A 26,269-nucleotide genomic window follows, 5' to 3' on the forward strand; every position below is an offset into this window, starting at 1 on the left:
CATTGAAAGAGTCCACTTTTTGTGCATGCCGCCATTTGTCGCACAGATTCGGTGCATTTTTCCCTGCTTCCGGATTCCATCGATCCCGACGGATCGCCCGCATAATCATTCCACTGCGTTTATCAAAACGGGTTGGCACGATGAGTGCTGGATCAATTCGTATAAATCTTAATCAAGTACCCGATCCATTTCCCAGAAGGCAAAACCCATGTATCGGAATCACCCGACTACAAAGCAGAAAACCTTGGTGGTCATCGGCAACGGCATGGTCGGTCACCATTTTATCGAAGCCTTGCTCCAGAGCGATGCGGCCGCGAAGTTCAAGATCGTGACCTTCAGCGAGGAACCCCGGCTGGCCTACGACCGGGTTCACTTGAGCTCGTACTTTGCCAACCGCGATCCGGACGACTTGGCCATGACCACCCCGGAGTTCTACCGTAAAAACGGGGTGACCGTCCATTTGGGCGACAAGGCGGTGGATATCGATCGAGAGCGCAAAATCGTCCACTCCCGCGAAGGCATCGAAATCCCCTACGATCAACTCGTCCTGGCCCCCGGTTCCTATCCCTTCGTGCCGCCGATTCCCGGCCACGACCGGGAAGGCTGCTTCGTCTATCGCACCATCGAGGATCTGGAAGCCATCACCGAAGCCGCGCGGGAAAGCAAGAGCGGAACGGTGGTGGGCGGCGGCCTGCTCGGTCTGGAGGCGGCCAAGGCCTTGCAGGACCTGGGGCTGGAGACCCACGTGGTGGAATTCGCCCCGCGCCTGATGGCGGTCCAATTGGACGAAGGCGGCGGCGTCATGCTGCGGCGCAAGATCGAAGACCTGGGGGTAGGCGTCCATACCGGCAAGAATACCCGGAATATCGGCGCGGGCACTTTCCAAAAGCACGTGATGGAATTCGCCGACGGCGACAAACTGGAAACCGACATGATCGTGTTTTCCGCCGGCATCCGCCCGCGCGACGAACTGGCGCGCAAAACGGGGCTGGAAGTGGGGCCGCGCGGCGGAATCGTCATTGACGAATGCTGCCGAACCTCCGATCCGGATATCTACGCCATCGGCGAATGCGCGCTGTGGAACAACCAGATCTTCGGCTTGGTCGCGCCGGGCTACCGAATGGCGGAAACGGTGGTGGCACAGCTCAACGGAGCAGCAGCCCGCTTTACCGGCGCCGATCTCAGTACCAAGCTCAAATTGATGGGCGTGGACGTGGGGACCATCGGCGACTCCCACGGCCGCACTCCCGGAGCGCAAACCTATCTCTATCAGAACGAACACGACGAAATCTACAAGCGCCTGATCGTCAGTTTCGACGGCAAACACCTGTTGGGCGCCGTGCTGGTGGGGGACGCGGCCCAGTACGACACCTTGCTCCAATACTATCTCAACGGCATCGAACTGCCGGAGCAACCGGATACACTCATCCTGCCCGCCGTGGAAGGAACAGAGACGGGACTCGGCCCTGGCGCCCTGCCCGACAGCGCCACCATCTGCTCGTGCCACAACGTCACCAAGGGCGGCGTGGTCGAATTGATCGAGCAAGGCGTGGTCGCCCTGGCCGACATCAAGGCGCAAACCAAGGCCTCCACGGGTTGCGGCGGCTGCGCGGCGATGCTCAAGTCCCTGGTGGATTCGGAATTGGAAAAACGCGGCCTGGAAGTCAATAAGGACCTGTGCGAGCATTTTCCCTACAGCCGTCAGGAGCTGTATCACCTGATTCGGGTAGAGGAAATCCGCACCTTCGACGAGCTTTTGGAAAAGTACGGCAAGGGGCTGGGATGCGACATCTGCAAGCCGGCGGTGGCCTCGATCCTGGCTTCCTACTGGAACGACTATATTCTGTCCGACAAGCACTTCAAGCTGCAGGACACCAACGACTATCGCCTGGCCAACATGCAGAAGGACGGTACTTATTCGGTGATTCCCCGGGTGCCGGGCGGGGAAATCCCCCCGGAGAAGCTGATCGTGTTGGGCGAGGTGGCGAAAAAATACCGCCTCTACACCAAGATCACCGGCGCCCAACGGGTCGATCTGTTCGGCGCGCGGCTGGAGCAACTCCCGTCCATCTGGCAGGAGTTGATCGACGCCGGCTTCGAGTCCGGCCACGCCTACGCCAAGGCGCTGCGCACGGTCAAATCCTGCGTCGGTTCCACCTGGTGCCGATATGGGGTCCAGGACAGCGTCAGCATGTCGATTTTATTGGAAAACCGCTACAAGGGACTCCGCTCGCCCCATAAGATCAAAATGGCGGTATCCGGCTGCACCCGCGAGTGCGCCGAGGCCCAGGGCAAGGACGTGGGGGTGATCGCCACCGAAAAGGGCTGGAACCTCTACGTGTGCGGCAACGGCGGCATGAAACCGCGCCACGCGGACCTGTTCGCCACCGATCTGGACGACGAGACCCTAATCAAATATATCGACCGCTTCCTCATGTTCTACGTCCGCACCGGCGACCGGCTGCAGCGCACCTCGGTCTGGCTGGAGAACCTGGAAGGCGGACTCGACTATCTGCGCGAGGTGGTCGTCGACGACAAGCTGGGCATCTGCGACGAATTGGAAGCGCAAATGCAGCGCCTCGTGGAAACCTATGAATGCGAGTGGAAGAAAACCCTGGAGAACGAGGAAATCCTCAGAAAACGCTTTCGCTTCTTCGTCAACAGCGACCGAAGCGACGACAATGTGGTGTTCATCGAAGAGCGCGGACAGATCCGGCCCGCCACCCCGGTGGAACGCAAGCACCTCGAGGAAATTCCCATCGAATTGGAGACCGCATGAGTCCGAACGCAACCCCTTGGATCGATGTCTGCAACAGTGACGACTTGGAACCCGATGCCGGCGTCTGCGTCTTGGTGGAAGGGCGGCAAGTCGCGATTTTTCATTTCCCCAAACTGGATCAGGTATATGCTGTCGGCAACTACGACCCCTTCAGCCAAGCCAACGTCCTGGCCCGGGGATTGACCGGCAGCATCGGCGAAGAGCCGGTGGTCGCCTCGCCGGTCTACAAGCAGCACTTCAGCCTCAGGACGGGACGCTGCCTGGAGTCGGACGAAGTGACAATTCCCGTCTATCCGGTGAAAATCGAGGGAGACCGGGTTCAAATCGGACTCGAGGCGCTGGCAGACAATCAATCCGAAGCGGGGGACAACCCATGAGCGAAGTCCGCTATTACATCGTCGACGCCTTTGCCCGGGAAGCCTTCAGTGGCGCCCAGATCGGTGTCTTTCCCCGGGCGGAAAAACTGACCGGAACCCGGATGCAACAATTGGCGGGCGAGCTGAACCTACCCCAGACCCTCTTCCTGCTGCCTCCGCAAGACCCCGACCACGATTACCGGGCGCGGATCTTCATGCCCCACCGGGAGATGAATTTCGCCGCCCAGGCCATTGTCGCCGCAGGTTATGTGTTGGCGCATCTCGACGATTTTCCCAAGGAGACAGCCGATACCCGCATCGCCCTGGAAACCCGGCGCGGCGTCCTGCCGGTGCATATAATCCGCGAACACGGCGAACCGCGGCTGATCACCCTGGCGATGAGCGTGGAACCGATCGTCGATTCGTTCACGCCACCGCTGGAAGAACTGGCGGCGATCCTGGGATTAAAACCGTCCCAGATCGAAACCCAACGCTTTCACCCCAAAATCGCCGCCTGCGGCCGACCCTTCCTGATCATTCCACTGAAGGACGACGAAACCGTGCGGCGCGCGGTGTTCGACTTCAAAACCTGGGCCGAATCCACCGCCCCCGCCACCGCCGCCCAGGAAATTCTTTTATTCAGCGCCCGGACCCGGCGCCCGGAAACGGACTTTCACGCCCGCTTGGTGGGCCCCGATATCGCCCCCCGGGAAGCGCCGCCGGTGGGGGCGGCCATGCCCGCATTTTGCGCCTACCTGTGCGCGCATCCCCATATCCGCCGGGGGACTTACGTATTTACCGTGGAGCGGGGAGCGGAAGACGCCCGTCGCAGCCTGATTCATTTGGAAATGGACCACCGGGGATCCGACCGGCTTAATCTTCGTATCGGCGGAGAGGCGACCATCGTGGCGGAAGGCAATATTCTCTGACCGAAGCGAGAAGCTCTGACCGACACGCCTTCGCGTGGATATCGGTGGGCAGGGATACGAAAAAAATCGAACTTTACCCTCTTGCCGTTCTCGAATATAACGGTTAAGCGATGTCAGATCAGAATTGCCAAATGCCCGTGCCACCGTCCGTTTCTTCTCCGGAGCGATTGAAGTTCGCCCCCAGGGTTTGGGAAGCGACCCCGGAATATCGTTTGCTGAACAGTTTGTGCCGGGGCTATGCCCCGGAGCAGGCCGAAGCCGTGCGCCGCGCCCTGGCATCCGTCCTGACCGCGGAACGTCAACCGGGCAAGCGTTCCAACGCCTTCGCCGTGGCCCGAACCCTCAAAAGTGTCTGGGCCGACGCCCCCACCCTGCAGGCGGCTTTGCTGGTCGATGCCGTACCGGACAGCAACAGATTGTCCACCGAATTCGGCACCCAGGTCGCCGAATGGGTGACCAAGGTCAAGCGACTGGAGCAATTGGTCTGCCCGGAAGCACAGGCGGCCCTCTCGGATCAGGCGAAGTCCCAAGACCAAGAGGTGGAAATGTGGCGCCGCCTGTTTCTGGCCGTCGCCAACGACGTGCGTCCCCTCCTGATCGTCCTCGCCCGGCGACTGGAAACGCTGCGCCAGGTCGTCGCACGAAAAGCACCGGAGGGAAATACCCCGCCGACGCTGGCCCGGGAAACCCTGGCGGTGCATGCGCCCCTGGCCAGCCGCCTCGGCGTGCACCGGTTGAAATGGGAACTGGAGGACCTGGCTTTCCGCCATCTGGAACCGGAAGCCTATTACCACTTGGCGACCCGGCTGGCTTCGACCCGCGCCAACCGGGAAAGCTACGTCAACGATTTCATCGCTCACCTGAAGACCGGACTGCACCACGCCGGAATCACCGCCAACGTCCAGGGGCGTCCCAAGCATTTATTCAGCATCTGGAAGAAAATGCAGCGCAAACAGCTGGATTTCTCGGGACTCTTCGATCTCAACGCCGTGCGGGTGATCGTCGGCGACGTGCCCGCCTGCTATCGGGTTCTGGCTTTGGTGCACGACCGCTGGGAACCGATTCCGGAAGAATACGACGATTACATCGCCCGGCCCAAGGACAACGGCTATCAATCGCTCCACACCGTGATCGAGGGACCGCAGGGCCTGCCGGTGGAAATCCAGATCCGCACCGACGCCATGCACACCCTGGCGGAATACGGGATGGCGGCCCATTGGCGCTACAAGGAGGGCGGGCGCCACGACGCCACCCTGGAACATACCGTCGCGGCGCTGCGCCGCTCGCTGCAGACGGGGGCAAAAGGGGAAGACTGGTTCGCCGGACGGGTATTCGTGCTCTCCCCCCGCCATCGGGTGATCTGTCTGCCCGCCGGGGCGACCCCGGTGGATTTCGCCTACGCCATTCATACCCAGGTGGGCCATCGTTGTCGCGGCGCGCGGGTGGACGACCGCATCGTGCCGCTGGATTATCGTCTCCGGACCGGACAACGGGTGGAGATTTTGACCGCCAAATCCGGGGGGCCGAACCGCGGCTGGCTCGATCAGATTCGGACCGGCCGCGCCCGCCACCGCATCCGGCAATGGTTCAAGCGCCAGGAAGCGGAAAACCATCTCCGCCTGGGGCGCCAACGGCTGGAGCGCGAACAGCGCCGACTGGGATTGAAGGAAATCGATTGGCCGGCGATTTTGCGGCGTTTTCGTTTTCGCAAACCGGAAGAAGTATGGATCGCCGCCGGCCGCGGAGAGATCTCGCGCGGTCAAGTCGCAACCGCCCTGCGTGGGAACATCTCCCCGTCAACCCCACCGGTCGACCCCAAATCCTCAGTAGGAGCGGGCCCCAGTGCCCGTTCTAATTCGGGGCAATCACAGGGGGTTGCCCCGACATTGTCCGTGCAAGGAGAACCGAATCTGCTGACCCGGCTGGCCCGCTGCTGCCAGCCGTCGCCGGGAGATCCGGTGATCGGCTATCTCACCGTCCAGCACCGGATCACCATCCACCGCCGGGATTGTCCCAATATCGTGCATCTGCCGGAAGCACGGCGGGAACGCCTGGTGGAGGCGGCTTGGGAATGATCCGCATCGTTTTCCCCTAAAAACAGCCCGCTCTTGTAAGGGAGGTCGCGGGCTGTGTAAAGTTTGCGCGGTTTACTTGAAACGCTTCAGGGCATTGCTGAAAGCGTTGTTCATCTCGTTCAACGCCGCTTCCGCGCCTTGCCGGACGTCCGCCCACGCATCGTCGCTCGCCGATTCCACTTCCCCCAGCTTTTGACGGGCCTGGTTGCGCAGCTTTTCGAGTTCGTCTATCTGATCCTGGTATTCCAACTTGGCGTCCGCTTCGGCCGCTTCCGCTTGGGCGCTCAGTTTATCCAACTCGGCGTTCCATTCATCCAGCTTGGCCTTCATCTTTTGTACATAAGCATCACGTTCATTCATCGTCATTCTCCTGCTTTGATCGGTTACGCGTCTGCCGGCCGATACCCGATAAGTATCAACGGCCCTCGCCCAAATAAGGCGAAAATCCACTATAGATCACTCCGGTTGCGCTTCGCATTGACATTTTTGAGTAAGCGTATTATCTACGAACCGATATCTAGAGACCATTGGTATGAAAAAGAAGGGAGGCGGAATTATCCCTCCCCTTAACTGTCCATCGGCATGTAAACTACCACCACCGATTGTTCCCGGCCGGTGCAAACGCTTCAGATTATCCGACACGATCGACATGATGAAATCTTCGAACCTAAACATTCCCCTGCCGCCCGTCACTACCACGGAACACGGCGAGACTCGGAAAATCGGGGTCGAGCTGGAAATGATCGGCATCGACATCGAAACCCTCTCCCGGATCGTGGCCGACCGGGTCTCCGGCACGGTGGAAAAGCTCAGCCGCTACGAGCATATCGTCCACGGAGATCCCGCCGGGGATTGGAAGATCGAGCTCGATTTCGCCTATTTGAAAAAGAAGGGGCGCGAAACCGGCCCGTCCGGAAAATTGCGGAAGGACATGGATCAACTCGCGGAGGAATTGCTTCGGGTCGGATCGGAGCAAATCGTGCCGTTGGAAGTGGTCAGCCCGCCCATTCCCCTGGACCGCCTGATCGCGGTGGAATATCTGATCGAGCGCCTCCGGGAAGCCGGCGCCAAAGGCACCGAAGACGGTTTGCTGTATGCTTTCGGCATGCACCTCAACCCCGAAGTCCCCGCCACCGACGCCACCACCCTGACGCGTTACCTGAAGGCCTTCCTGTGTCTGTTCGACTGGCTCAAGGCGCACGCCCATGTGAATCTGACCCGTCGGCTCACCACCTATATCGACCCTTTTCCCATCGATTACGTGCGCTGGGTGGTGGACCCCGCCTATCGCCCCGAAATGCGCGATCTGATCGACGATTACCTGAAAGCCAACCCCACCCGCAACCGCGCCTTGGATTTATTGCCCCTATTCGCCCTGCTGGATGAACCCCGGGTGAGGCAAGTCATCAAGGATCCTCGCATCCAAGCCCGCCCCACCTTTCATTATCGTCTGCCCAACTGCGAAATCGACCGGGAAGGCTGGGGCATCCGATTCGCATGGGGAGACTGGCTCGAGGTGGAGAAGCTGGCATTCGAACCCGATCGACTGGATGAATTGTGTCGGCTATACGTCCGATTTTTGGACAAGCCCCTCGATCGCTTATTTAAAAACTGGGCCGAACAAGTAGAAAATTGGCTGCTTTCTCATCCCGGCGACCGCTAATCGCGGTCACCGGCCCCCGGAGGCGAGGTATCGCACCACGGATTCTGGTCCATCTGGCGGTTTGGCTGGCGGGCGGCCGGGCGGTTCAGCTGAGCCCGGCGCATAATCACGAAGCATTTCAGCTCGATTATCAGGGCGTCGTCATCACGGGAGGACACGACGTGGACCCGGTATTGTACGCGCAAGAATCGGAGGTCGAGCCGCGCTACGACAAGGAACGCGACGAGTTCGAGTCCCGCATCATCGACGATGCGCTGGCCCGCCGATTGCCCCTTCTGGGCATCTGCCGCGGCGCGCAATTGCTCAACGTGCGCCTGGGAGGCACCCTGTATCAGGAGCTCAAGTCCCTGCGCAAAAACACCTCCAACCGCTGGACGATTTTGCCTCTCAAGACCCTGCTGGTGGAAAACACCAGTCGACTGCTCGAACTCCTGGGCACGACGCGCACCCGCATCAACAGCCTGCATAATCAGGGCATCGACCGCCTGGGCCGCGGCCTTAGGGTGTCGGGCTGGGATCTGGACGGCATCATCCAGGCGGTGGAGGACTCTCAGCAGGACTTTCTCATCGGTGTCCAGTGGCACCCCGAATTTCTGCTGTTTTCCTCCCGCCAGAGAAAGCTTTTCAGCGCCTTGGTCGCCGCGGCGCAAAAACACCTCTAAACAGAACAATATGGAAGCTTATCTGAGTCTGTTTTTCATCTCTTTCCTGGCCGCCACCCTGCTGCCCGCCTATTCGGAAGTCGTTTTCGCCGGACTTCTGGCGGCCGGCTACGACCCGCTCCCCCTGTGGGCCTGGGCGACCGCGGGCAATACTCTGGGAGCGGCGGTCAACTGGGTGCTGGGACGTTATCTTTTGCATTTCCAGGATCGACGCTGGTTTCCCTTTCGCGCCGCCAACCTGGGACGCGCGCAACGTTGGTTCCAACGCTACGGCGTATGGTCGCTGCTGATGGCGTGGGCCCCGGTGGGCGGCGACGCCCTGACCTTCATCGCCGGCTTCATGCGGGTGCGCTTCGACGTTTTCTTTCTCCTCACCGGGATAGGCAAAGGAGTGCGCTACGCCATCCTGCTGGGGCTGATGAATTGGATAGACGGTTTATTGCCCTTGGTCGGGTGATTGACGAAGCCATGCTTCCAACTCCGGCAGACACGAGCCGCAGTTGCTTCCCGCCCCGAGTTGCCGGCCGATGTCCTCCACCGAAGTCAGTCCTTGCTCGATGGCCTGGCGGATCGCCTGCTCGGATATCCGAAAACAAGCACAAACCGTCCGCTCGCCGCCGCACCCGCTGGCCGAATGGCCGCTCACCAACCGCATCCGGTCGTCGCGGGTGAGGACCGGTTTCTCGAACAAATCGTTCAGGCTTTCGCGGGGCGGAAGATCGGGATCGGGACCGATGAAAATGGCCGCCTCCAGCTTCTCGCCGTTCAACACCGCCGCCCGGTATTGATTGCGGAGGGTGTCGTGATATTCGATCCAAATATCTCCTTCCGTCCCCAATAGTTCGCGCGCCCGTCCCGCCCATTCGGGGGGAGCGGCGTCGCCGGCGGCCTCGTAACGCCAGAGCGCCTCCCCCGCCCGGACGCGGGCCCAGTAACGGGCGTACCGGAGGCGGGGATGGATTGCCTTTCGGCTGAGGACGAAACCGTACCAGGCGCATGGGCAGGGACGGATCGCGGCCGGCGCGTGCTTGAATTCCGGCTGGCCGGAAATCGGATCGGTATTCGCCGCCACCAGGGTATTGACCCGCCCTTGCCCGGTGAATTGCCCGTTCCAGTGCATGGGAACGAACAGGCTGCCGGGGCGCTGCCGCTCGCTGAGTTTGACTCGCATCAGGACTTCTTTCCCATCCTTTCCCCGCACCCAGGCCAGACCTTGTTCCGTCAGACTCAGATTTCGGGCATCGTCGGGATGGATCTCCACGAACGGTTCGGGCGCATGGCCGGCCAAGCGCGGCACGGCGCCGGTGCGCGCCATGGTATGCCACTGATCGCGTACCCGCCCGGTGTTGAGCACGAACGGTAGATCATTATCCGGCAACCGGGCGGGGACTCTCGGGGTGACGGCGACGAAGCGGGCGCGGCCGTTGGGAGTCGGGAAACGGCCATCCCCGAACAGACGCGGGGTGCCTCGAGGAGCGGCGACGGTCACCGGCCACGGCAGCGGTTCCAACTCATCGTATTCGGCGTCGGTCAAATCGGCCAGAACACCGATATCGAACTGCCTTTCGCCAGCGTTTTCGAATCCCGACAGGGCGGCGTGCTCGCGGAAAATCGCCGCCGGCGAGGCGTAGTCGAATTGCGCTCCGTACCCCATCGCCTTGGCCACCCGGGAAACGATCCACCAGTCGGGACGGGCCTCTCCGGGCGGCGTCCGAAAGGAGCGCTGCCTGGAAACGATTCGGCTGGAGTTGGTCACGGTGCCGTCCTTCTCTCCCCAGGTGGCGGCGGGAAGGAGCACATCGGCGAGCGCCGCGGTATCGGTATCGCCGACGCAATCGGACACCACCACGAATTCGCAATCGGCCAAAGCCCTCTTGACCTGGTCCGCGTCGGGCAGGCTCACCACCGGATTGGTGGCCATGATCCAGACCGCCTTGATCTTGCCCGAGGCGATCGAATCGAACAATTCCACCGCCTTGAGACCGGGTTCGGACGCCACCCGGGGAGCGTCCCAGAAGCGCCCCACCCGTTCCCGGGCGATCGGATCCTCGATTGCCATGTGCGCGGCCAATTGGGTTGCCAGTCCGCCCACTTCACGTCCGCCCATGGCGTTGGGTTGCCCGGTGAGAGACAGCGGTCCGCAGCCCTTCCGGCCGATACGGCCGGTGAGCAGATGGCAGTTGAGCAAGGCGTTGAGCTTGTCGGTGCCGCTGGAAGACTGGTTGAGCCCCTGGGAATAGCAACTCACCACCCGGCGGCTTGCGGCGAACCGGGCGTAGAAGGTGCGGACCAGATCCGGGGGCAAATCGCACGCCCGGGCCACGGTTGGGATGTCCGGCGCACTGGCTTCGGCCTCGGCAAGAGCCGCTTCCAGCCCTTCCGTATGTTCGCGGACGAAGATCTCGTCCATGCAGCCGCTTCCGTGCAAATAGTGCAGCAGACCATTGAACAAGACCGCATCGCTGCCCGGCTTCAGGGGCAGATGCAAGGAAGCGCGATCGGCGGTGTAAGTGCGCCGGGGATCGATCGCCACCACGTAAAGCTTCGGGTTTTCCCGCTTCGCCTCGGCGAGACGCCGAAACAACACCGGGTGGCACCAGGCCAGATTGGTACCCGCCAGCACCACCAGGTCCGCCCGGCTCAAATCCTCGTAAGACGCCGGGACGCAATCCTCGCCGAACGCGCGCTTGTGCGCCATCACCGGCGACGACATGCAGAGCCGCGAGTTGGTGTCGATGTTGGCCGAACCGATGAATCCTTTCATCAACTTGTTGGCGACGTAGTAATCCTCGGTCAGAAGCTGCCCCGACACATAAAAGGCCACCGCCTCGGGGCCACAGCGGTCGATCACCTGGCGAAACTTGCCGGCCACGGCGCCGATCGCTTCCTCCCATCCGACACGTTGGCCACGGATGCGGGGATGGCGCAGCCGTTCGGGCAAATCGACGGTTTCGGCAAGTGCGGTCCCCTTGGAGCAAAGCCGTCCTTGATTGGCGGGATGATACTCATCGCCACGGACGCTGACGCCGCCTTTTTCAAGCGTGACTTGCACGCCGCAGCCGACGCCGCAATAGGGGCAGGTGGTCCGGATCGGTTTCATGATTCCTCCTGCCGGCGACGCTTGAGCAGTATCCGCTCCGCCTGACACCCCAGGTAAACATAGATTCCCAGGCCGATCAGCAGCCCCACCGCCGCCAGCATCATCCAGACCGCCGAACTGAGCAGTTCGGTTTCCGTCTTCAGGGATCCCTTGAACATCATCAGCAGGGCCTCAATGGAGACGGCGATCAGAATCGCGCCGATAAACCGGGTGATGGTGCGCCGCGTGGCACTGAGACGGAAAATATCCTTGTGCAAAAGCACTTCCTCTTCCAAGGTCGTCTTGCCCAGATCGAATACCGCCAACGCCAAGGTCAGGTAAATGATGGCGCTGAGGGATTTATAGCTGAGGGTGGGGACGCGCGCGGTGGGCGTCAGCATGGCGACCAATTCGCTCCCGGCGGACAAAATCAGGGCCGCCGCGACGCTGAACAAGCCTATCGCGATCAAGGCGTAAACCGCCTTGAAATAGGGCTCCAAACGCCGCCGCTTGCTGTCGCCCTGCAAATAACTGAGGAGTTTCGCCAAGTCCACGTCCATCACCAAAAAGCGTTCCCCGCCGGAGCTCTTCAAGCGAGTGGCGGCGGATAGGCACAAGCGACTGTTGGCGGTGGAAAGATAAGGGTCGGTGACCACGTTGACCCCGTTCTGGGCGGCGGCGAGGAAATAGGGCCGGCGACTGCGATCGATCCCTTGCCCCTGATCGGGATAGGTCGTACCGCCCAACCACAAATTGGGACTGCATTGCATGCCCTGTTCGTCGAGGAAATAAATCATCGAAACGAAAGGGTAGCGCCGCCCCAAATCCTTGAGCAGGTCTTTGGTTTTGCGGGTCTGCCAGTGGAAAAACTGCTCGTCGGCGAAACCGATGAGAATCGATTCGATCAAGCGGCGAATCGCCTGCCGGTGTTCTCGGTGGCGTTCGATCAATTGCAAGTGGTCGATGCTGGACATGGAGTCTCCGCTGAAAACAGCCGCGGGCCGGGCACGGCGTTCGGTGAAATTCATAGAATGATCAGAAAGGTGGCCAAATAAGTCGCCGTGGCGTAACCGCAGGCCAGCCAGAAGCAGAAGGTTCGGGATTTTTCCAGAAACCGATGAAAGATATGCTCCAGCACCGCCAACCACCATAGGGGGAACAACAAGAGGGTGTAAAAAGCCAACTGTTGCCTGCCGGTCTCCACCACCAGCAGCCAGATGCTCGCCGGCACCGCCAACAGACCGACCACGCTGGTCGACCCCAATAAGATTGCCAAAATGAGCCGGAAAGCCTGACGCTTACCCACCAGAGCGGTAAGCCCCGCGGTGAAAGCCAGGATCAACATCATCTCGACGACGGTAGCCAATAAGCCTTCGGCCGGACTGGTAAAGAGACTCTGCAAAATCCAAAAAACGACGAAATAACTCCCCAGCGCATGGGTATAGATTTTCTCCAGACGCTCTATCGCAGGGAGCCGCCACATAAAGACGCACGGCGCAATGAATGTTTTGATTTCCTCGAACATTCCGCATCATCACTGATATTAACCACACCCTATGTTTTAAGCATCATCCATGCCATGAATAATCACGAAAGATCGCCGATCGCCCCCCCCAAAAAACGGCGATAAAAGAGGGAATGCCTTTCAATCTGCACCATTGTGATGCACCGGAGACCCCGCCCCATCGCTCTCTCCTTGGCGGGAGAGGATGGATGCCATTGGCGTTTGTTTCAAAACACTGAAAGACTGTCTTTTTGTATTCTCGGCGCGAAATTTGCGTTATAAATAATGGATAGCTTGGTTCCACAAACCCGACAGGAGGCTTCTCTTAGCTATGAATAAGCTGGAAATGACCGAAAAGATCATGGCGGCAAAATCCGAAATCGGCCTGGGCTGGGAAGCGATCGCGGAACAAGTGGGCTTGTCGCCCGTATTCTTGACTTCCGCCTGCCTGGGCATGAACAGTCTCAAGCCCGAATTCGCCGATAGGCTTTGCCAGATCCTGGGACTGCCCGCTGAAATCTCGTCCGCGTTGCAAGCATTTCCCCATAAACATTGGGATCAAATCCCCACCGATCCGGTGATTTATCGATTTCACGAAGTCATCGGCGTGTATGGAGAAACCCTCAAGGAGTTGATTCACGAAAAATTCGGCGACGGCATCATGAGCGCGATCGATTTCTCCATGGAGATCGACAAGGAAGCCAATCCCGCCGGGGATCGGGTAGTTATCACCATGAACGGCAAATTTCTTCCCTATAAGCGTTGGTGACCCTCCGCAATCCGGACGATGCCCGCCGTTTGGCGACCCGACATGCGCTCAGCCATCGAACCGTAATGCCGGGAGCGAGCCACCGCGGGCATCGAGTGCCGGCACAGATTTGAATCATCGCGCACCGATGCCGTGCATCTGCGGTCCGTCCACTTTGCCCCGCCCAAGTCCCCATGCCCTGCCTTTCCTCCTTGAAATCGGCCGGCGCTCCTTTCCCGACCGCCTGTTTTCATGACATTTTTTCAACAGATTTTTTTGGCATGATACGTGCTTGAATATCTGCAAGTCAGGATTCGGGCGTCGACCCGGCGCGCGATTTTAATCCAGGCAATCGGCAGATTTCGATGCGTGTGGCAACGATGCCCGCGCCAGAACGTTTGCCCCGACAACGGCGGCTAGCGCGGCAGATCGGCGTCCCGATCGTCCGCCACAAAACAGACAGGCCAAAGGCGGCCTGAAACGGACAACGGCGTCCATTATCCCGAACGAATTCGGATCGGGGTAATGGGCGCTTTTTTTTGGAACAAACGGGAGAAACGCATATGACTCTCACGGTCGACAACGAATACACGAACAAGGCGGAATCCCGCCGTGGATCTCTGAAAAAAGCCTTGCTGGCCTTGGCGGCTTGCACGTTTTTGGGAGGCGCCGTCCTATCCCTTTCCGCCCGGGCGGAGATCGGCGAGGCCGAGAAGATGGACTTGAAGTTCGGCTTCATCAAGCTGACCGACATGGCGCCCCTGGCGATCGCCTACGAGAAACATTTTTTCGAGGAGGAAGGGCTTTACGTCACCCTGGAAGCCCAAGCCAACTGGAAGGTGCTCCTCGACGGTGTCATCGAGGGGCGTCTCGACGGCGCCCACATGCTGGCGGGCCAACCCTTGGCCGCGACCATCGGCTTCGGCACCCGGGCCCATATCGTCACCCCCTTCAGCATGGATCTCAACGGCAACGGGATCACCGTTTCCAATCCGGTCTGGCAACAAATGAAGCCCAACCTTTCCAAGCTGCCCGACGGCCGGCCCGAGCATCCGATTAGCGCCGAGGCGCTGAAGCCGGTGGTGGCGCAATACAAGGCCGAAGGCAAACCCTTCAAGATGGGGATGGTCTTCCCAGTCTCGACCCACAATTACGAGCTGCGCTACTGGCTCGCCGCGGGGGGACTCCATCCGGGGTACTATGCCCCCCACAAAGGGGATACCAGCGGGACCCTCCGGGCCGACGTGCTGCTGTCGGTCACCCCGCCGCCGCAAATGCCCGCCACCCTGGAGGCCGGCACCATCTACGGCTACTGCGTGGGCGAGCCCTGGAATCAGCAGGCGGTGTTCAAGGACATCGGCGTGCCGGTCATCACCGACTACGAGATCTGGAAAAACAATCCGGAGAAAGTGTTCGGCATGACCAAGGCATTCACCGAGCAATACCCCAACACCACCATCCGCGTGGTCAAGGCGCTGATCCGGGCCGCCAAATGGCTCGACGAGGACGACAACAAGAACCGCCCCGAAGCGGTGAAGATCCTCTCCCAGCCCTACTACGTGGGGGCCGACAACCAGGTGATCGCCAACTCCATGACCGGCACCTTCGAATACGAGAAGGGGGACAAGCGTTCGGTGCCCGACTTCAACGTGTTCTTTCGCTACCACGCCACCTATCCCTACTATTCGGACGCGGTTTGGTATCTGACGCAAATGCGGCGTTGGGGACAAATACCGGAGCACAAACCGGACGATTGGTACATGCAGACGGCCAAGAAAGTCTACCGCCCCGACCTTTACCGCAAGGCGGCGGAAGCGCTGATCGCCGAAGGCAAGATGAAGCCTTCCGACTTTCCCGACTTCACCGAGGAGACGGGGTTTCGCCCCCCGCAGACCGAGTTCATCGACGGGATCACTTTCGACGGCACCCAACCCAACGCCTACCTGGAACAATTTCCCATCGGCCTGAAAGGCAAAGACAAACTCTAAGCCGATAAGGAGGGCAATCGCCATGACGCAAACCATCGCTTCATCTCATGCCATGACGTTTCTGAATCGTCTCACCCATTTATTCGAACGCATCGATCTGCGCCCCACCGCCCGGGGCATTCTGGCTCCCCTGCTGGCGATCGGAATATTCCTCGTGCTGTGGTCGGTGGGCGCCCGGCAAGTCCATACTTCCCTGGGCGTCCTGCCCGGCCCCGTCCAGGTATGGGAACAGAGCGTGGCGCTGTGGCAGGAGCACCGAGCCGAGCGGGACAGGGAACAGGCCTTCTACGAGCGTCTGCAAAAACGCATCGAAAAGACTCAATCCCCGGAGAGAGTCGAGCGTCTCAGGAAGCTCGCCTATTCCGGCAGAGCGACCTTCATCGATCAGATGTTCACCAGCCTGAAGACCGTGGCGACGGGCTTTTTGCTGGCCTCTTTGATCGCCATTCCCTTCGGCATCGTCATCGGATTGAATCCCACGCTCCATCGGGCGTTCAACCCCCTCATCCAGCTCTTCAAACCAGTATCCCCCCTCGCCTGGCTGCCTCTGGTGACGATGATCGTATCCGCCCTTTACGTCTCCAAGGACCCCGTGTTCTCCAAGGCTTACGTCACCTCGGCCATCACCGTCACCCTGTGCTGCCTGTGGCCGACCCTGATCAACACCGCGGTAGGCGTATCCGGGGTCAGTCAGGACCTCCTCAACGTCAGCCGGGTACTGCGGCTGGGCTGGTTCACCAAGACCTGGAAGATCGTCCTGCCGTCGGCGATTCCGATGATCTTCACCGGCCTGCGTTTATCTCTCGGCATCGGCTGGATGGTGCTCATCGCCGCGGAAATGCTGGCCCAGAACCCGGGGTTGGGCAAATTCGTCTGGGACGAATTCCAAAACGGCAGCTCCGACTCGCTGGCTCGAATCATGGTGGCCGTCGTCGCCATCGGCTTCATCGGGCTGCTGCTCGACCGCGGCATGCTGGGCTTGCAGAAAACGGTCGACTGGGACAAGCAGGCCGTGCTGCGCTGATCGCCCGAGGCTATCCGACAACGAAATCAAGGAGATTTTCATGACTCCCTACCTCAACATCGACCATGTGAGCATCACTTTTCCCACGGAGAAGGGGCCGCTCAATGTCCTAAACCGAATCAATCTCAAGATGAAGCAGGGCGAGTTCGTCTCCCTGATCGGCCATTCCGGGTGCGGCAAATCCACGGTGCTCAATATCGTCGCAGGACTTTTGCAGCCCACCGAAGGCGGGGTCGTTCTGGAAAACAAGGAGGTCAACGACCCCGGACCGGAGCGGGCGGTGGTCTTCCAGAACCACTCGCTCCTGCCCTGGCTGTCGGTCTACGACAATGTCCGTCTGGCCGTCGACCGGGTATTCAGGAAAACCAAATCCAAGGCGGAACGGCACGAGTGGACCCTGACCAATCTGGAGTTGGTCCACATGAGCCACGCCCTCGAGCGCAAACCCCACGAAATCTCCGGCGGCATGAAGCAGCGGGTGGGCATCGCCCGCGCCCTGGCCATGGAGCCCAAGGTGCTGCTGATGGACGAACCCTTCGGCGCGCTCGATTCCCTGACCCGCACCCATATGCAGGATTCCCTCATGGACATTCAGGCGCGGCTGGGCAATACCGTGATCATGATCACCCACGACGTGGACGAGGCGGTGCTGCTCTCCGACCGGGTGGTGATGATGACCAACGGCCCCGCCGCCCGGATCGGCGAAATTCTTTCCATCGACCTGCCGCGCCCGCGCGACCGCCTGGCGCTGGCGGAGAATTCCACCTTCAACCATTACCGCGCGGAAATCGTCCGCTTCCTGCACGAGCGGCATCTGGAATCGGGGGCGGAGGACTCACCCCGCCCTCCGGGGGACAGGACGACGACGGGCGCCAAAAACCAGACCGCCAAACTTCGCTTGATCGCCTAACCGATTTAATCACCAAGGAGAATCGTTCATGAGCCTACCCTCACCCGCAGCTGCCGGCAGACGCCTCGTTCCCGGCCTGCTCATCGTCGCGCTGATCCCCTCGGTCGGTCGGTCGGACGATCTGTTGCATCCGGTCGCGGACGCGCTTCAGGGAGAATGGGGCCGGATCCAAGCCGACACCCGCTACCGCTACGAATACGTGGACGAGGAAAACGGTCGGGAGGAAGCCCACGCTTCCACCCTGCGCCTGCGGCTGGGCTATCTCACGCCACGCTTTCAGGGTTTGCAGGGCTATGCCGAAATGGAAGGCAACTGGGAAGTGGGACCCGACCGCTACAACAGCCTGCGCAACAACGAGACGGGGCGCTCCGTCGTCGCCGACCCCCAGGAAACCGAACTCAACCAGCTCTGGGTGTCGTTCAACGCCGTCCCCGACACTTTCATCAAAGCCGGCCGCCAGCGGATCATCTATGACAACCATCGCTTCATCGGCAACGTGGGCTGGCGCCAATTGGAACAAACCTACGACGCCGTGCGCCTGACCAACAATTCGATTCCCGATCTAACCGCCGACGTCGCCTTTCTCTGGCGGGTGCAGAACATCCTCTCGCGAACCGTGGATATGAATTCGCCGCTGCTGAACGTCGCCTATACCGGTCTCCCCTTCGGCAAGCTGACCGCCTACGGCTACTGGTTGGATTACGACGACCGCCGCGACAGCGCCAACTTCGCCCTTTCCAGCCAAACCTACGGGCTGCGCTTCGACGGCGGCTACGCCGTGACCGACAAAGTCAAACTGCTCTATACCGCCGAATACGCCCGGCAGATGGACTATCAGCGCAATCCCAACGATTACGCCACCGATTATTACCACTTCATGGGCGGCGTCTCGGCCTATTCCGTCACTTTGAAAGGGGCGATCGAAAACCTGACCGCCGACAATGGGGTCGGCTTCCGCACCCCGCTCGCCACGCTTCACGCTTTTCAGGGCTGGGCGGACAAATTCCTCGCCACCCCGCCCAATGGCGTCCGCGACGTTCAGGCTTCGGTGGGAATCAATCTATGGGGCGCGACGCTCCTGGGTGTCTATCACGACTTCCACGACGAAAACGGCGGCGTCCGTTACGGCCAGGAGTTCGATGCGCTGTTGACTCGGACTTTCGGCAAACATGTCAGCGTGCTTTTGAAATACGCCTATTACGACGCCCAAAAGTTCTCCATCGATACCCACAAAGTATGGGGGCAAGTGGCGTTGAATTTCTAATCCATCAACAACCCATTTAAGGAGTATACCCATGTCCTATTTAGTTCCGACAGAATTCGTGACCAAAATGGTGGATGCCGGCGAATCCAAAATCTATATGTCGACCCGCGATACGGTCATCCGAGCCTATATGGCCGGCGCGATCCTGGCGTTGGCCGCGGTGTTCGCGGTGACCGCCTCGGTCCAGACCGGTTATCCGCTCATCGGCGCCATTTTGTTCCCGGTCGGCTTTTCGATGCTCTATCTGCTGGGCTTCGACCTGCTTACCGGCGTGTTCGTGCTGACGCCGCTGGCCTGGCTCGACAAGCGGCCGGGGGTGACCATCGGCGGCATCTTGAGAAACTGGGGGCTGGTGTTCATCGGCAACTTCCTCGGCGCGCTCACCGTCGCGGTGATGATGTCGATCGTTTTCACCTACGGTTTCTCGACCGAACCCAACGAAGTCGGCAAAGTCATCGCGACCATCGGCAAAAAACGCACCGTGGGATACGCCGAGTACGGCCTGGCCGGCATGTTGACGCTGTTTATCAGAGGCATGCTTTGCAACTGGATGGTATCGACCGGGGTGGTCGGCGCGATGATATCCACCTCGGTCAGCGGCAAGGTGATCGCCATGTGGATGCCGGTCATGCTCTTTTTCGGCATGGCTTTCGAGCATTCGGTGGTCAACATGTTTCTGTTTCCCTCGGGTTTGATCATGGGCGGGGACTTCTCGATCATGGATTATTTGATCTGGAACGAAATTCCGACGGTGCTGGGAAACCTGGTCGGCGGGCTGGCGTTTACCGGGTCGACCTTATACGTCACCCACATTAAAACCGCCCCCAAACGGGTCATCCGCCCCAAGGAGGCCATCCATTCCAAGCAGCAAGCCGTTTAACCGCCGCCACCCGGAACCTCTGCCCGCGATCTATCCAGGGGTGATAGATTCTTAACCAGGAAGCAGAGGTTCCCCTTTCCATTGAGAGAAAAATGCCCGGTCAATTGAGCATCTCTTTGGGCCAATACTCGGATAAGGGCCGGAAGCAAATCAATCAGGATTTCCACGGCGCTTATGTTCCCGAAGAACCTCGATTAAGCGCCAAAGGCATCGCGGTGGCATTGGCCGACGGCATCGGCAGCAGCGAAGTCAGCCAAATCGCCAGCGCCGCGGCGGTTACGGGATTTTTGGAAGATTATTTTTCTACGCCGGACGCCTGGTCCGTAAAGAAGTCCGCTCAACAAGTATTGAGCGCAACCAACGCATGGCTGTATTCACAAACCCGGCAAAGCCGATACCGTTACGATCAAGACCGGGGGTACATATGCACCTTCAGCGCTCTGATTCTCAAATCGACCACCGTTTACCTCTTTCATATCGGTGACGCACGCATCTATCGCTTACAAGGCAATGGCCTGGAGCAATTGACCGACGACCACAGGCTTTGGGTTTCTCAGGACAAAAGCTATCTGAGTCGGGCGCTGGGTATCGGCCCCCATCTGGAAATCGATTATCAAGCCCTGCCGCTGGATCGGTCGGACTGCTTCCTATTGATGACCGACGGCGTGTACGAATATGTCGGCGAGCGTTTCATCGTCGACACCCTCGCCCAAGATGACGCCGATCTGGACACCGCCGCCCAAACCATCGCAGCCGAAGCCCACAAACAAGGCAGCCCGGACAATCTGACCGCTCAGATCGTCCGGGTCGAGGCGTTGCCGCTGAATAACGCGGATGAGCTTCACGCGCGCCTCACCGAACTGCCGTTGCCGCCGCTGTTGACGGCCGGGAGGATTTTCGACGGCTATCGAATCGTCCGAGAGATCCATGCCAGCTACCGCAGCCACGTCTACCTCGCCATCGATCGTGAAACTCAAATGCCGGTGGCGATCAAAATACCTTCCATCGACCTTCGCATCGACCCCGCCTACTTGGAACGATTTTCCATGGAAGCCTGGATAGCCCGGCGAATCGACAGCCCCCATGTTTTAAAATCCATCGAACCGACTCGTAAGCGCAATTATTTCTACCACGTCACCGAGTTCATAGAAGGCCGAACATTGTCTCAATGGATGATCGACCATCCGAAACCCGAGCTGGAAAAAGTGCGCGGGATCATTGAGCAAATCGCGAGAGGGCTACGCGCTTTTCACCGTCTGGAAATGGTGCATCAGGACCTGAGACCGGACAACATCATGATCGATGGCATCGGCACAGTGAAGCTCATCGACTTCGGTTCCACCAAAGTGGCCGGTATCGCCGAAATCGTAAGCCCTGACGAACACTGCGAGCTGCTTGGTACGGCCCCCTATACCGCACCGGAATACTTTCTGGGACAAAGCGGAACGCCCCGTTCGGATCTGTATTCATTGGGCGTGATTTGTTATCAAATGCTAACCGGCAAGCTACCCTACGGGACTCAGGTCGCCAAATGCCGATCCCGAGCGGCGCAAAACAGATTGATCTATCGATCCATCCCTCACCATGAGAGCAAGATTCCAGCTTGGGTCGACGAGGCCATCAGAAAGGCGGTACATCCGGACCCGAACCGGCGTTACGAGGAACTCTCTGAATTTATCCATGATCTGCGCCATCCCAACCAAGCGTTTCTAAACAAAACCCGTCCGCCGCTCATCGAACGCGATCCGCTGGCTTTCTGGAAAGGCGTCACGCTGATTCTGAGTTTAATCGTCGCCGCCTTGTTGATTAGGTGCTAATGCTTGCGTCGAAGCCCGTTTTTCCCCGAGAATCCCCTCAACTAATTTTGCAAAGTGGATCGCCATGACCGATGCCCCCTCCCAACCTCTCTCCCGTGCTTGGCGCTGGACCGCCCTGGGCGTGCTCGTGTTCGGCTTTATGGTGCTCACTTGGATGACCCGGGGGTCTTTCGTCAACGCCCCGCCGGTGCCGGAGGAGATACGCACGGAGGGTGGCAAGAAACTCTTCGGCGGTGACGATATCCGTGCCGGCCAAGCCCTGTTTCTGCGCTACGGATTGATGGAGAACGGCACGGTCTGGGGCCACGGCGCTTATTTGGGGCCCGATTTCGCCGCCGAATATCTCCATCGACTGGTGCTCACCCTGCGCGACCGCCTGGCCCGGCTCCGCCACGGACGTCCCTTCGCCGAACTGGAAGCACCCGCCCAGGCGGCGATCGCCGCGGAGGTCAAACTGCAGCTCAAGGAAAACCGCTACGACGCCGCGCGCGAGATATTGCGCTTCAACGCCGCGGAAGCCGAAACCTACCGCAGCCAAGTGGATTATTGGCGCGAGTATTTTTCCTCGCCGGCGATCAACGGCGGCCTGCGGAAAAAGCATATCGACGATGACGCCGAACTCGAACGGCTCACCGCATTCTTCGCCTGGGCCGCCTGGGCGTCGGTGGCCAACCGCCCCGGCGAGGCCTACAGCTATACCAACAATTTCCCCTACGACCCCGAGGCGGGCAATCTGCCCACCGCTTCCGCCGTGCTCTGGAGCGCCTTGAGCCTGATCGCCCTGCTGGGCGGCACCGGCCTGGTGCTGCTGGCCTTCGGCAAGTTCGACTATCTGGGCTGGAAGGAAAGCGGCCCGCCGCCGGAATTGACCTTGCACCCCGGCGAATATACCCCGGCCCAATTGGCGGTGGTCAAGTTTTTCCTGGTGGTGACCGCGCTGTTTTTGGCTCAAACCCTGCTCGGGGGACTGGTGGCCCATTACCGGGCGGAACCCGGAAGCTTTTACGGATTGGACCTCTCCGGTTTCCTGCCCAGCAACCTGGCGCGCACCTGGCACTTGCAACTGGCGGTGCTATGGGTAGCGGTGGCCTACATCGCCAGCGGCCTGTTTTTAGCCTCGGTGGTGGGCGGCGGCGATCCGGAAGATCAGCCGCAAGGGGTCAATCGGCTGTTCCTCGCTCTTTTGGCGATCGCCGTGGCCAGCCTGCTGGGCGAATGGATCGGTATTCTCGGCGGCATGGGGCCCTTGTGGTTCTGGCTCGGCAACCAGGGATGGGAGTATCTGGAATTGGGCCGGCTGTGGCAATGGCTGCTGGCGGGGGGACTGCTTTACTGGCTGTGGCTGATATTCCGCGCCCTGAGACCCGCCCTGAGCGACTATATCTACCGGGAAATAGGCCTGCTTCTGTTCGCCGCCGCGGCCGCCATTCCGGTGTTTTATCTCCCCGCCCTCCTGTTCGGCGCCGAAACCCACTTCACCGTGGCAGAAACCTGGCGCTTCTGGATCATTCACCTATGGGTGGAGGGATTTTTCGAGTTCTTCATCACCGTCCTGGTGGCGGTGCTGTTCCACCGCTTGGGCGTGGTGGGCACCGCCACCGCCCTGCGGGTGATCTACCTGGACGCCATTCTCTACTTCATCGGCGGCATCATCGGCACCGCCCACCATTGGTATTGGACCGGCCAGTCACCGGCGGTCATGGCCCTGGGCGCGGTCTTCTCCGCCCTGGAAGTGATCCCCCTCATCCTGCTCACCCTGGATGCCTGGGATTTCGTACGTCTGGCCGGACACGGAGAAATCTCCCCGGAGCGGGAACGCGTACTCAAGCACCGCTGGACCTTTTACTTTCTCATGGCGGTGGGCTTCTGGAATTTCGTCGGCGCCGGCATTTTCGGCTTTCTCATCAATCTGCCCATCGTCAGCTACTACGAAGTGGGCACCCTGCTCACCCCCAACCACGGCCACGCCGCCTTCATGGGGGTGTTCGGCATGCTCGCCCTGGGGCTCGGCGTCTTCGTCATGCGCCAGGTGGCCGACGACGAATTGTGGCAAAAGGCGGAAAAATGGGTCCGCATCGGCTTTTGGGGAGTGAACCTCGGGTTGGCCGGCATGCTCGCCTCCAACCTGTTCCCCAACGGCGTTCGCCAACTCCTGGACGTGGTGGAGCACGGCTACTGGCACGCCCGCGGCCTCGATTTCACCGCCGACCCCACCACCCGCTGGATCGAATGGCTGCGCACGCCGGCCGACCTGGTGTTCATCGTTTTCGGCGCACTGCCCTTGCTGGTGGCGGCTTCCCGGATCACCGCCGAACGGCTCGATCCCTCCACCCGACAGGTGCTCGGACAGGCCGCAGCTTATCTTAAAAAGCGCGGAAAAAGCTGAATCAACGGCTTTATCGCTCGGTCAGATTCTCAAGTTCCAACAAGGTCCGCGCCACGTCAACCATCTTCAAATTACGGTTCATTGCCGTCTTGCGCAAAAGCCGGTAGGCATCGCTTTCGCTCATTCCGCGGCGCTGCATCAACAAGCCCTTGGCCTTTTCCACCACCTTGCGGTCGTTCAGATGGGTGCGGGTGTTTTCCAATTCGCGCTTGAGGACTTGAAACTCCCGAAACCGGGCCAAGGCCACCTGGACGATGGGCAGCACCCGTTCTTTTTGCAGGCCGTCCACCACGTACGCGCTGACCCCGGCTTGCACCGCTTGCTGGATATAATCCGGATCGCGCTGGTTGGAGAACAGCACGATCGGCTTGGGATGGTCGCGGCTGACTTCGCGCATCTGCTCCAGGGTATCCCTGCCTGGCGCCTCCATGTCGATAATCACCACGTCGGGCTGATGCTCGGCCACTTTCGCGGACAATTCACGTTCGCTTTGCAGCCGCGCGACCACCGTATGGCCGGCGTCGGAAAACGCCTGCTCCAGGACCGCGCTGCGGCCGAAATCCCGATCGACAATTAGAATTAGAAGCCCCATGACTTCAGGGATTGCAAGCGGCGAGATCTTTCAGGCCGACCTTGCGCCGATGAATGGCGAAATCCGCAAGATAGCCCACCGGATCGTCGGGATGAAAGGATTTATCGTCGCAAAACCAGTCGGGTCCCATTGACAAGGGACCGGCCGGAGTCTCGAGTGTCCAAGTCTCGGCATGGATTCCTTCCGGTTTGAGGTCCCCTTCCGGAACCGGAATGCCCAACGCGCTCGCCGCCTGTCGATAGAGATCGGGGCGGTAGACCGTTTCCGCTATCCGCCTTAAATTGATGGGCTCGACAATTTGACCCCAACGCACCATTTGGGTGAGAAACCAGAGCGCATGGGAGCGCCAGGGAAATGTGGCCGCGTAACGGTAAAAGACGTTGAAATCGGGCAGCGAAACCGGCGGCTGGCAAGCCGCATAGCGAAAGGTTCCGATCATGGACATTTTCACCACGTCGACGGGGACATCCACATAGGGCGGCGCGGACAAGATCGTCGCCACCTCGATTCGATTCTCCGGTCGGTCGATCCAGCGAGCCGCCTCCAGCAAGGCCATCAGCAATGCCTGGAGCGTATTGGGATGGGCCTCGGCCCAGTCCTGATTCACCCCCAGGACTTTTTCCGGATGATTGTTCCAGACCTCGTAACTGGTGGTCCAGACATGCCCGATGCCTCGGGCAACGGCATATTCATTCCAGGGCTCGCCGACGCAATAGCCCGCCACCTCTCCGGATTCGAGGCAGGCGGCCATTTGCGGCGGAGGGATCACGGAAAAATCCAGATCGCTGCCGGGGTCGATTCCCGCGGCGGCGAACCAGTAACGCAGCAAGTAGGTATGCGAAGAACAGGGATACACCGAAGCGAATCGGGGCAGTCCGCGCCGCTTCCCCCTCCCGATCAGGTGCCGCAAGCCGGTTGCCGACAAGCTTTTACCGGTGGCCTTCGTGGGCGGAGGATAAAGTTCGGTGGAAAGAGTCACCGCGTTGCCGTTCAAATCCAGGGCGAGCGGCGCGATGGTTGCTTTTTTGATCCCTTCCAATCCCAAAGTCGTAGCGATCGCAAGCGGCGCCAACATATGCGCGCCGTCGAACACGCCAGCGGCGACCTTATCGCGAATATTCGCCCAGGAGGATTCCCGCGAAAGCGCCACCTCGAGACCGTATTTGCGGAAGTAGCCCTTTTCGTGGGCGATCACCAACGGCGCACAATCGGTGAGCGGGATGAACCCCAAATGCAACCGTCTTTTCTCCAGATTCTCGCCAGCCACACTACTTCCCGGGTGTTTGTTTATTTTTCTATATGCATTTAATGTGCCAAATAAATACCAGTCTCCCGGCACAGGATCTATTTCGTGAAAATGACATATAATTCAACAACTAAGAATGTAAAAAATACTCTAAAAGTCTGTTTCAAAACTCGTTTGAGGGTCAGGGTAATCGCGAATGCCATGGTTTCCCTCTCCCGCTCGCGGGAGGGTCGGGGTGAGGGTGGAATCCATCAGGAAAATGCCTTTATTTAAAACCACCCTCAACCCTAGCCTTCTCCCGCCAGCGGGAGAAGGGACTCTACTTGAGTCATTCCCGTCGCACCATTGCGATGCAGAATTCACCGAA

The 26,269-nt window shown here is 59.9% G+C and carries 21 protein-coding genes; 15 read left to right on the top strand and 6 right to left on the bottom strand.

Annotation, left to right across the window (positions count from 1 at the left end; translation table 11 throughout):
- Positions 1–208 precede the first annotated feature (208 nt).
- The 4 genes from nirB to H035_RS19925 all read left to right on the top strand — a co-directional run bounded on the left by nirB (position 209) and on the right by H035_RS19925 (position 6,139).
- Positions 209–2,779, top strand: coding sequence for a nitrite reductase large subunit NirB (nirB, locus tag H035_RS0114415; protein ID WP_022949675.1), 2,571 nt, complete (start codon positions 209–211; stop codon positions 2,777–2,779).
- Positions 2,776–3,156, top strand: coding sequence for a nitrite reductase small subunit NirD (gene nirD, locus H035_RS19920; protein WP_022949676.1), 381 nt, complete (start codon positions 2,776–2,778; stop codon positions 3,154–3,156). Before nirB ends, nirD begins: the two co-directional genes overlap by 4 nt.
- On the top strand, positions 3,153–4,064 hold the full coding sequence (locus tag H035_RS0114425) for a PhzF family phenazine biosynthesis protein (protein ID WP_022949677.1): 912 nt from the start codon (positions 3,153–3,155) through the stop codon (positions 4,062–4,064). Before nirD ends, H035_RS0114425 begins: the two co-directional genes overlap by 4 nt.
- Before the next feature lie 131 nt (positions 4,065–4,195).
- Positions 4,196–6,139, top strand: a complete 1,944-nt coding sequence (locus H035_RS19925) for a RelA/SpoT family protein (RefSeq protein WP_051149863.1) — start codon at positions 4,196–4,198, stop codon at positions 6,137–6,139.
- A 72-nt stretch (positions 6,140–6,211) separates the two neighbouring features.
- Here H035_RS19925 and H035_RS0114435 read toward each other — a convergent pair whose 3' ends face one another.
- Positions 6,212–6,499, bottom strand: a complete 288-nt coding sequence (locus H035_RS0114435) for a sll1863 family stress response protein (RefSeq protein ID WP_022949679.1) — start codon at positions 6,497–6,499, stop codon at positions 6,212–6,214.
- Between the two features lie 289 nt (positions 6,500–6,788).
- On the opposite strand from H035_RS0114435, the gene H035_RS0114440 reads away from it, so the two are divergent.
- Genes H035_RS0114440 through H035_RS0114450 form a run of 3 tightly spaced genes read left to right on the top strand, consistent with a single transcriptional unit; the run spans position 6,789 to position 8,921 of the window.
- Positions 6,789–7,802: an amidoligase family protein gene (locus H035_RS0114440; protein ID WP_022949680.1), complete on the top strand. Its 1,014-nt coding sequence runs from the start codon at positions 6,789–6,791 to the stop codon at positions 7,800–7,802.
- Positions 7,772–8,464, top strand: a complete 693-nt coding sequence (locus H035_RS0114445; RefSeq protein WP_022949681.1) for a gamma-glutamyl-gamma-aminobutyrate hydrolase family protein — start codon at positions 7,772–7,774, stop codon at positions 8,462–8,464. Before H035_RS0114440 ends, H035_RS0114445 begins: the two co-directional genes overlap by 31 nt.
- A 10-nt stretch (positions 8,465–8,474) precedes the next feature.
- A complete protein-coding gene (locus H035_RS0114450) occupies positions 8,475–8,921 on the top strand; it encodes a YqaA family protein (RefSeq protein ID WP_022949682.1) in 447 nt (148 codons plus the stop codon).
- Here the strand turns inward: H035_RS0114450 and H035_RS0114455 are convergent.
- Genes H035_RS0114455 through H035_RS0114465 form a run of 3 tightly spaced genes read right to left on the bottom strand, consistent with a single transcriptional unit; the run spans position 8,901 to position 13,026 of the window.
- Entirely contained in the window at positions 8,901–11,564 is a 2,664-nt protein-coding gene (locus tag H035_RS0114455) for a nitrate reductase (protein ID WP_022949683.1), read from the bottom strand. The two genes, H035_RS0114450 and H035_RS0114455, sit on opposite strands and share 21 nt — an antisense overlap.
- Positions 11,561–12,517 carry a PDC sensor domain-containing protein gene (locus H035_RS0114460; RefSeq protein WP_026596647.1) on the bottom strand — a complete coding sequence of 319 codons (957 nt, stop codon included), beginning with the start codon at positions 12,515–12,517 and terminating at the stop codon, positions 11,561–11,563. The genes H035_RS0114455 and H035_RS0114460 overlap by 4 nt, the downstream gene beginning before the upstream one ends.
- Before the next feature lie 50 nt (positions 12,518–12,567).
- A complete protein-coding gene (locus tag H035_RS0114465) occupies positions 12,568–13,026 on the bottom strand; it encodes a hypothetical protein (protein ID WP_152486075.1) in 459 nt (152 codons plus the stop codon).
- A 352-nt stretch (positions 13,027–13,378) separates the two neighbouring features.
- Here H035_RS0114465 and cynS point away from each other — a divergent pair, with 352 nt between their 5' ends.
- The 8 genes from cynS (at position 13,379) to H035_RS19935 (ending at position 24,064) form a co-directional block, all read left to right on the top strand.
- Positions 13,379–13,816, top strand: coding sequence for a cyanase (gene cynS / locus H035_RS0114475; RefSeq protein WP_022949687.1), 438 nt, complete (start codon positions 13,379–13,381; stop codon positions 13,814–13,816).
- Positions 13,817–14,358: 542 nt separating this feature from the next.
- A complete protein-coding gene (locus H035_RS0114480; protein WP_022949688.1) occupies positions 14,359–15,783 on the top strand; it encodes a CmpA/NrtA family ABC transporter substrate-binding protein in 1,425 nt (474 codons plus the stop codon).
- A 22-nt stretch (positions 15,784–15,805) separates the two neighbouring features.
- Positions 15,806–16,807 carry an ABC transporter permease gene (locus H035_RS0114485; protein WP_022949689.1) on the top strand — a complete coding sequence of 334 codons (1,002 nt, stop codon included), beginning with the start codon at positions 15,806–15,808 and terminating at the stop codon, positions 16,805–16,807.
- A 40-nt stretch (positions 16,808–16,847) separates the two neighbouring features.
- On the top strand, positions 16,848–17,717 hold the full coding sequence (locus tag H035_RS19930; protein ID WP_022949690.1) for an ABC transporter ATP-binding protein: 870 nt from the start codon (positions 16,848–16,850) through the stop codon (positions 17,715–17,717).
- A 28-nt stretch (positions 17,718–17,745) separates the two neighbouring features.
- Complete coding sequence (locus H035_RS0114495) at positions 17,746–18,981, top strand: alginate export family protein (protein ID WP_022949691.1); 1,236 nt, start codon at positions 17,746–17,748, stop codon at positions 18,979–18,981.
- Between the two features lie 31 nt (positions 18,982–19,012).
- Positions 19,013–19,861, top strand: coding sequence for a formate/nitrite transporter family protein (locus H035_RS0114500; protein WP_022949692.1), 849 nt, complete (start codon positions 19,013–19,015; stop codon positions 19,859–19,861).
- 92 nt (positions 19,862–19,953) lie between these two features.
- On the top strand, positions 19,954–21,678 hold the full coding sequence (locus tag H035_RS0114505) for a bifunctional protein-serine/threonine kinase/phosphatase (protein ID WP_022949693.1): 1,725 nt from the start codon (positions 19,954–19,956) through the stop codon (positions 21,676–21,678).
- A 64-nt stretch (positions 21,679–21,742) separates the two neighbouring features.
- A complete protein-coding gene (locus tag H035_RS19935; protein ID WP_022949694.1) occupies positions 21,743–24,064 on the top strand; it encodes a nitric-oxide reductase large subunit in 2,322 nt (773 codons plus the stop codon).
- Between the two features lie 10 nt (positions 24,065–24,074).
- On the opposite strand, the gene H035_RS0114515 is transcribed toward H035_RS19935, so the two are convergent.
- Together H035_RS0114515 and H035_RS0114520 are read right to left on the bottom strand one after the other, a co-directional pair.
- A complete protein-coding gene (locus tag H035_RS0114515) occupies positions 24,075–24,656 on the bottom strand; it encodes an ANTAR domain-containing response regulator (protein WP_022949695.1) in 582 nt (193 codons plus the stop codon).
- A gap of 4 nt (positions 24,657–24,660) precedes the next feature.
- On the bottom strand, positions 24,661–25,923 hold the full coding sequence (locus H035_RS0114520; RefSeq protein WP_022949696.1) for a CmpA/NrtA family ABC transporter substrate-binding protein: 1,263 nt from the start codon (positions 25,921–25,923) through the stop codon (positions 24,661–24,663).
- Positions 25,924–26,269: the final 346 nt, after the last annotated feature.

This window comes from Methylohalobius crimeensis 10Ki, from assembly GCF_000421465.1.
In the GTDB taxonomy this organism is placed as follows: domain Bacteria; phylum Pseudomonadota; class Gammaproteobacteria; order Methylococcales; family Methylothermaceae; genus Methylohalobius; species Methylohalobius crimeensis.

What these genes read in the sequence shown, in the direction of transcription:
- H035_RS0114450 (WP_022949682.1), top strand. Translation starts at nt 8,475, where the DNA reads ATGGAAGCTTATCTGAGTCTGTTTTTCATCTCTTTCCTGGCCGCCACC.
- H035_RS0114425 (WP_022949677.1), top strand. Translation starts at nt 3,153, where the DNA reads ATGAGCGAAGTCCGCTATTACATCGTCGACGCCTTTGCCCGGGAAGCC.
- H035_RS0114480 (WP_022949688.1), top strand. Translation starts at nt 14,359, where the DNA reads ATGACTCTCACGGTCGACAACGAATACACGAACAAGGCGGAATCCCGC.
- H035_RS0114500 (WP_022949692.1), top strand. Translation starts at nt 19,013, where the DNA reads ATGTCCTATTTAGTTCCGACAGAATTCGTGACCAAAATGGTGGATGCC.
- H035_RS0114515 (WP_022949695.1), bottom strand. Translation starts at nt 24,656, where the DNA reads ATGGGGCTTCTAATTCTAATTGTCGATCGGGATTTCGGCCGCAGCGCG.
- H035_RS0114485 (WP_022949689.1), top strand. Translation starts at nt 15,806, where the DNA reads ATGACGCAAACCATCGCTTCATCTCATGCCATGACGTTTCTGAATCGT.
- nirB (WP_022949675.1), top strand. Translation starts at nt 209, where the DNA reads ATGTATCGGAATCACCCGACTACAAAGCAGAAAACCTTGGTGGTCATC.
- H035_RS19925 (WP_051149863.1), top strand. Translation starts at nt 4,196, where the DNA reads ATGCCCGTGCCACCGTCCGTTTCTTCTCCGGAGCGATTGAAGTTCGCC.
- H035_RS0114465 (WP_152486075.1), bottom strand. Translation starts at nt 13,026, where the DNA reads ATGTGGCGGCTCCCTGCGATAGAGCGTCTGGAGAAAATCTATACCCAT.
- H035_RS0114455 (WP_022949683.1), bottom strand. Translation starts at nt 11,564, where the DNA reads ATGAAACCGATCCGGACCACCTGCCCCTATTGCGGCGTCGGCTGCGGC.
- cynS (WP_022949687.1), top strand. Translation starts at nt 13,379, where the DNA reads ATGAATAAGCTGGAAATGACCGAAAAGATCATGGCGGCAAAATCCGAA.
- H035_RS0114460 (WP_026596647.1), bottom strand. Translation starts at nt 12,517, where the DNA reads ATGTCCAGCATCGACCACTTGCAATTGATCGAACGCCACCGAGAACAC.
- H035_RS0114495 (WP_022949691.1), top strand. Translation starts at nt 17,746, where the DNA reads ATGAGCCTACCCTCACCCGCAGCTGCCGGCAGACGCCTCGTTCCCGGC.
- nirD (WP_022949676.1), top strand. Translation starts at nt 2,776, where the DNA reads ATGAGTCCGAACGCAACCCCTTGGATCGATGTCTGCAACAGTGACGAC.
- H035_RS19930 (WP_022949690.1), top strand. Translation starts at nt 16,848, where the DNA reads ATGACTCCCTACCTCAACATCGACCATGTGAGCATCACTTTTCCCACG.
- H035_RS19935 (WP_022949694.1), top strand. Translation starts at nt 21,743, where the DNA reads ATGACCGATGCCCCCTCCCAACCTCTCTCCCGTGCTTGGCGCTGGACC.
- H035_RS0114435 (WP_022949679.1), bottom strand. Translation starts at nt 6,499, where the DNA reads ATGAATGAACGTGATGCTTATGTACAAAAGATGAAGGCCAAGCTGGAT.
- H035_RS0114505 (WP_022949693.1), top strand. Translation starts at nt 19,954, where the DNA reads ATGCCCGGTCAATTGAGCATCTCTTTGGGCCAATACTCGGATAAGGGC.
- H035_RS0114440 (WP_022949680.1), top strand. Translation starts at nt 6,789, where the DNA reads ATGATGAAATCTTCGAACCTAAACATTCCCCTGCCGCCCGTCACTACC.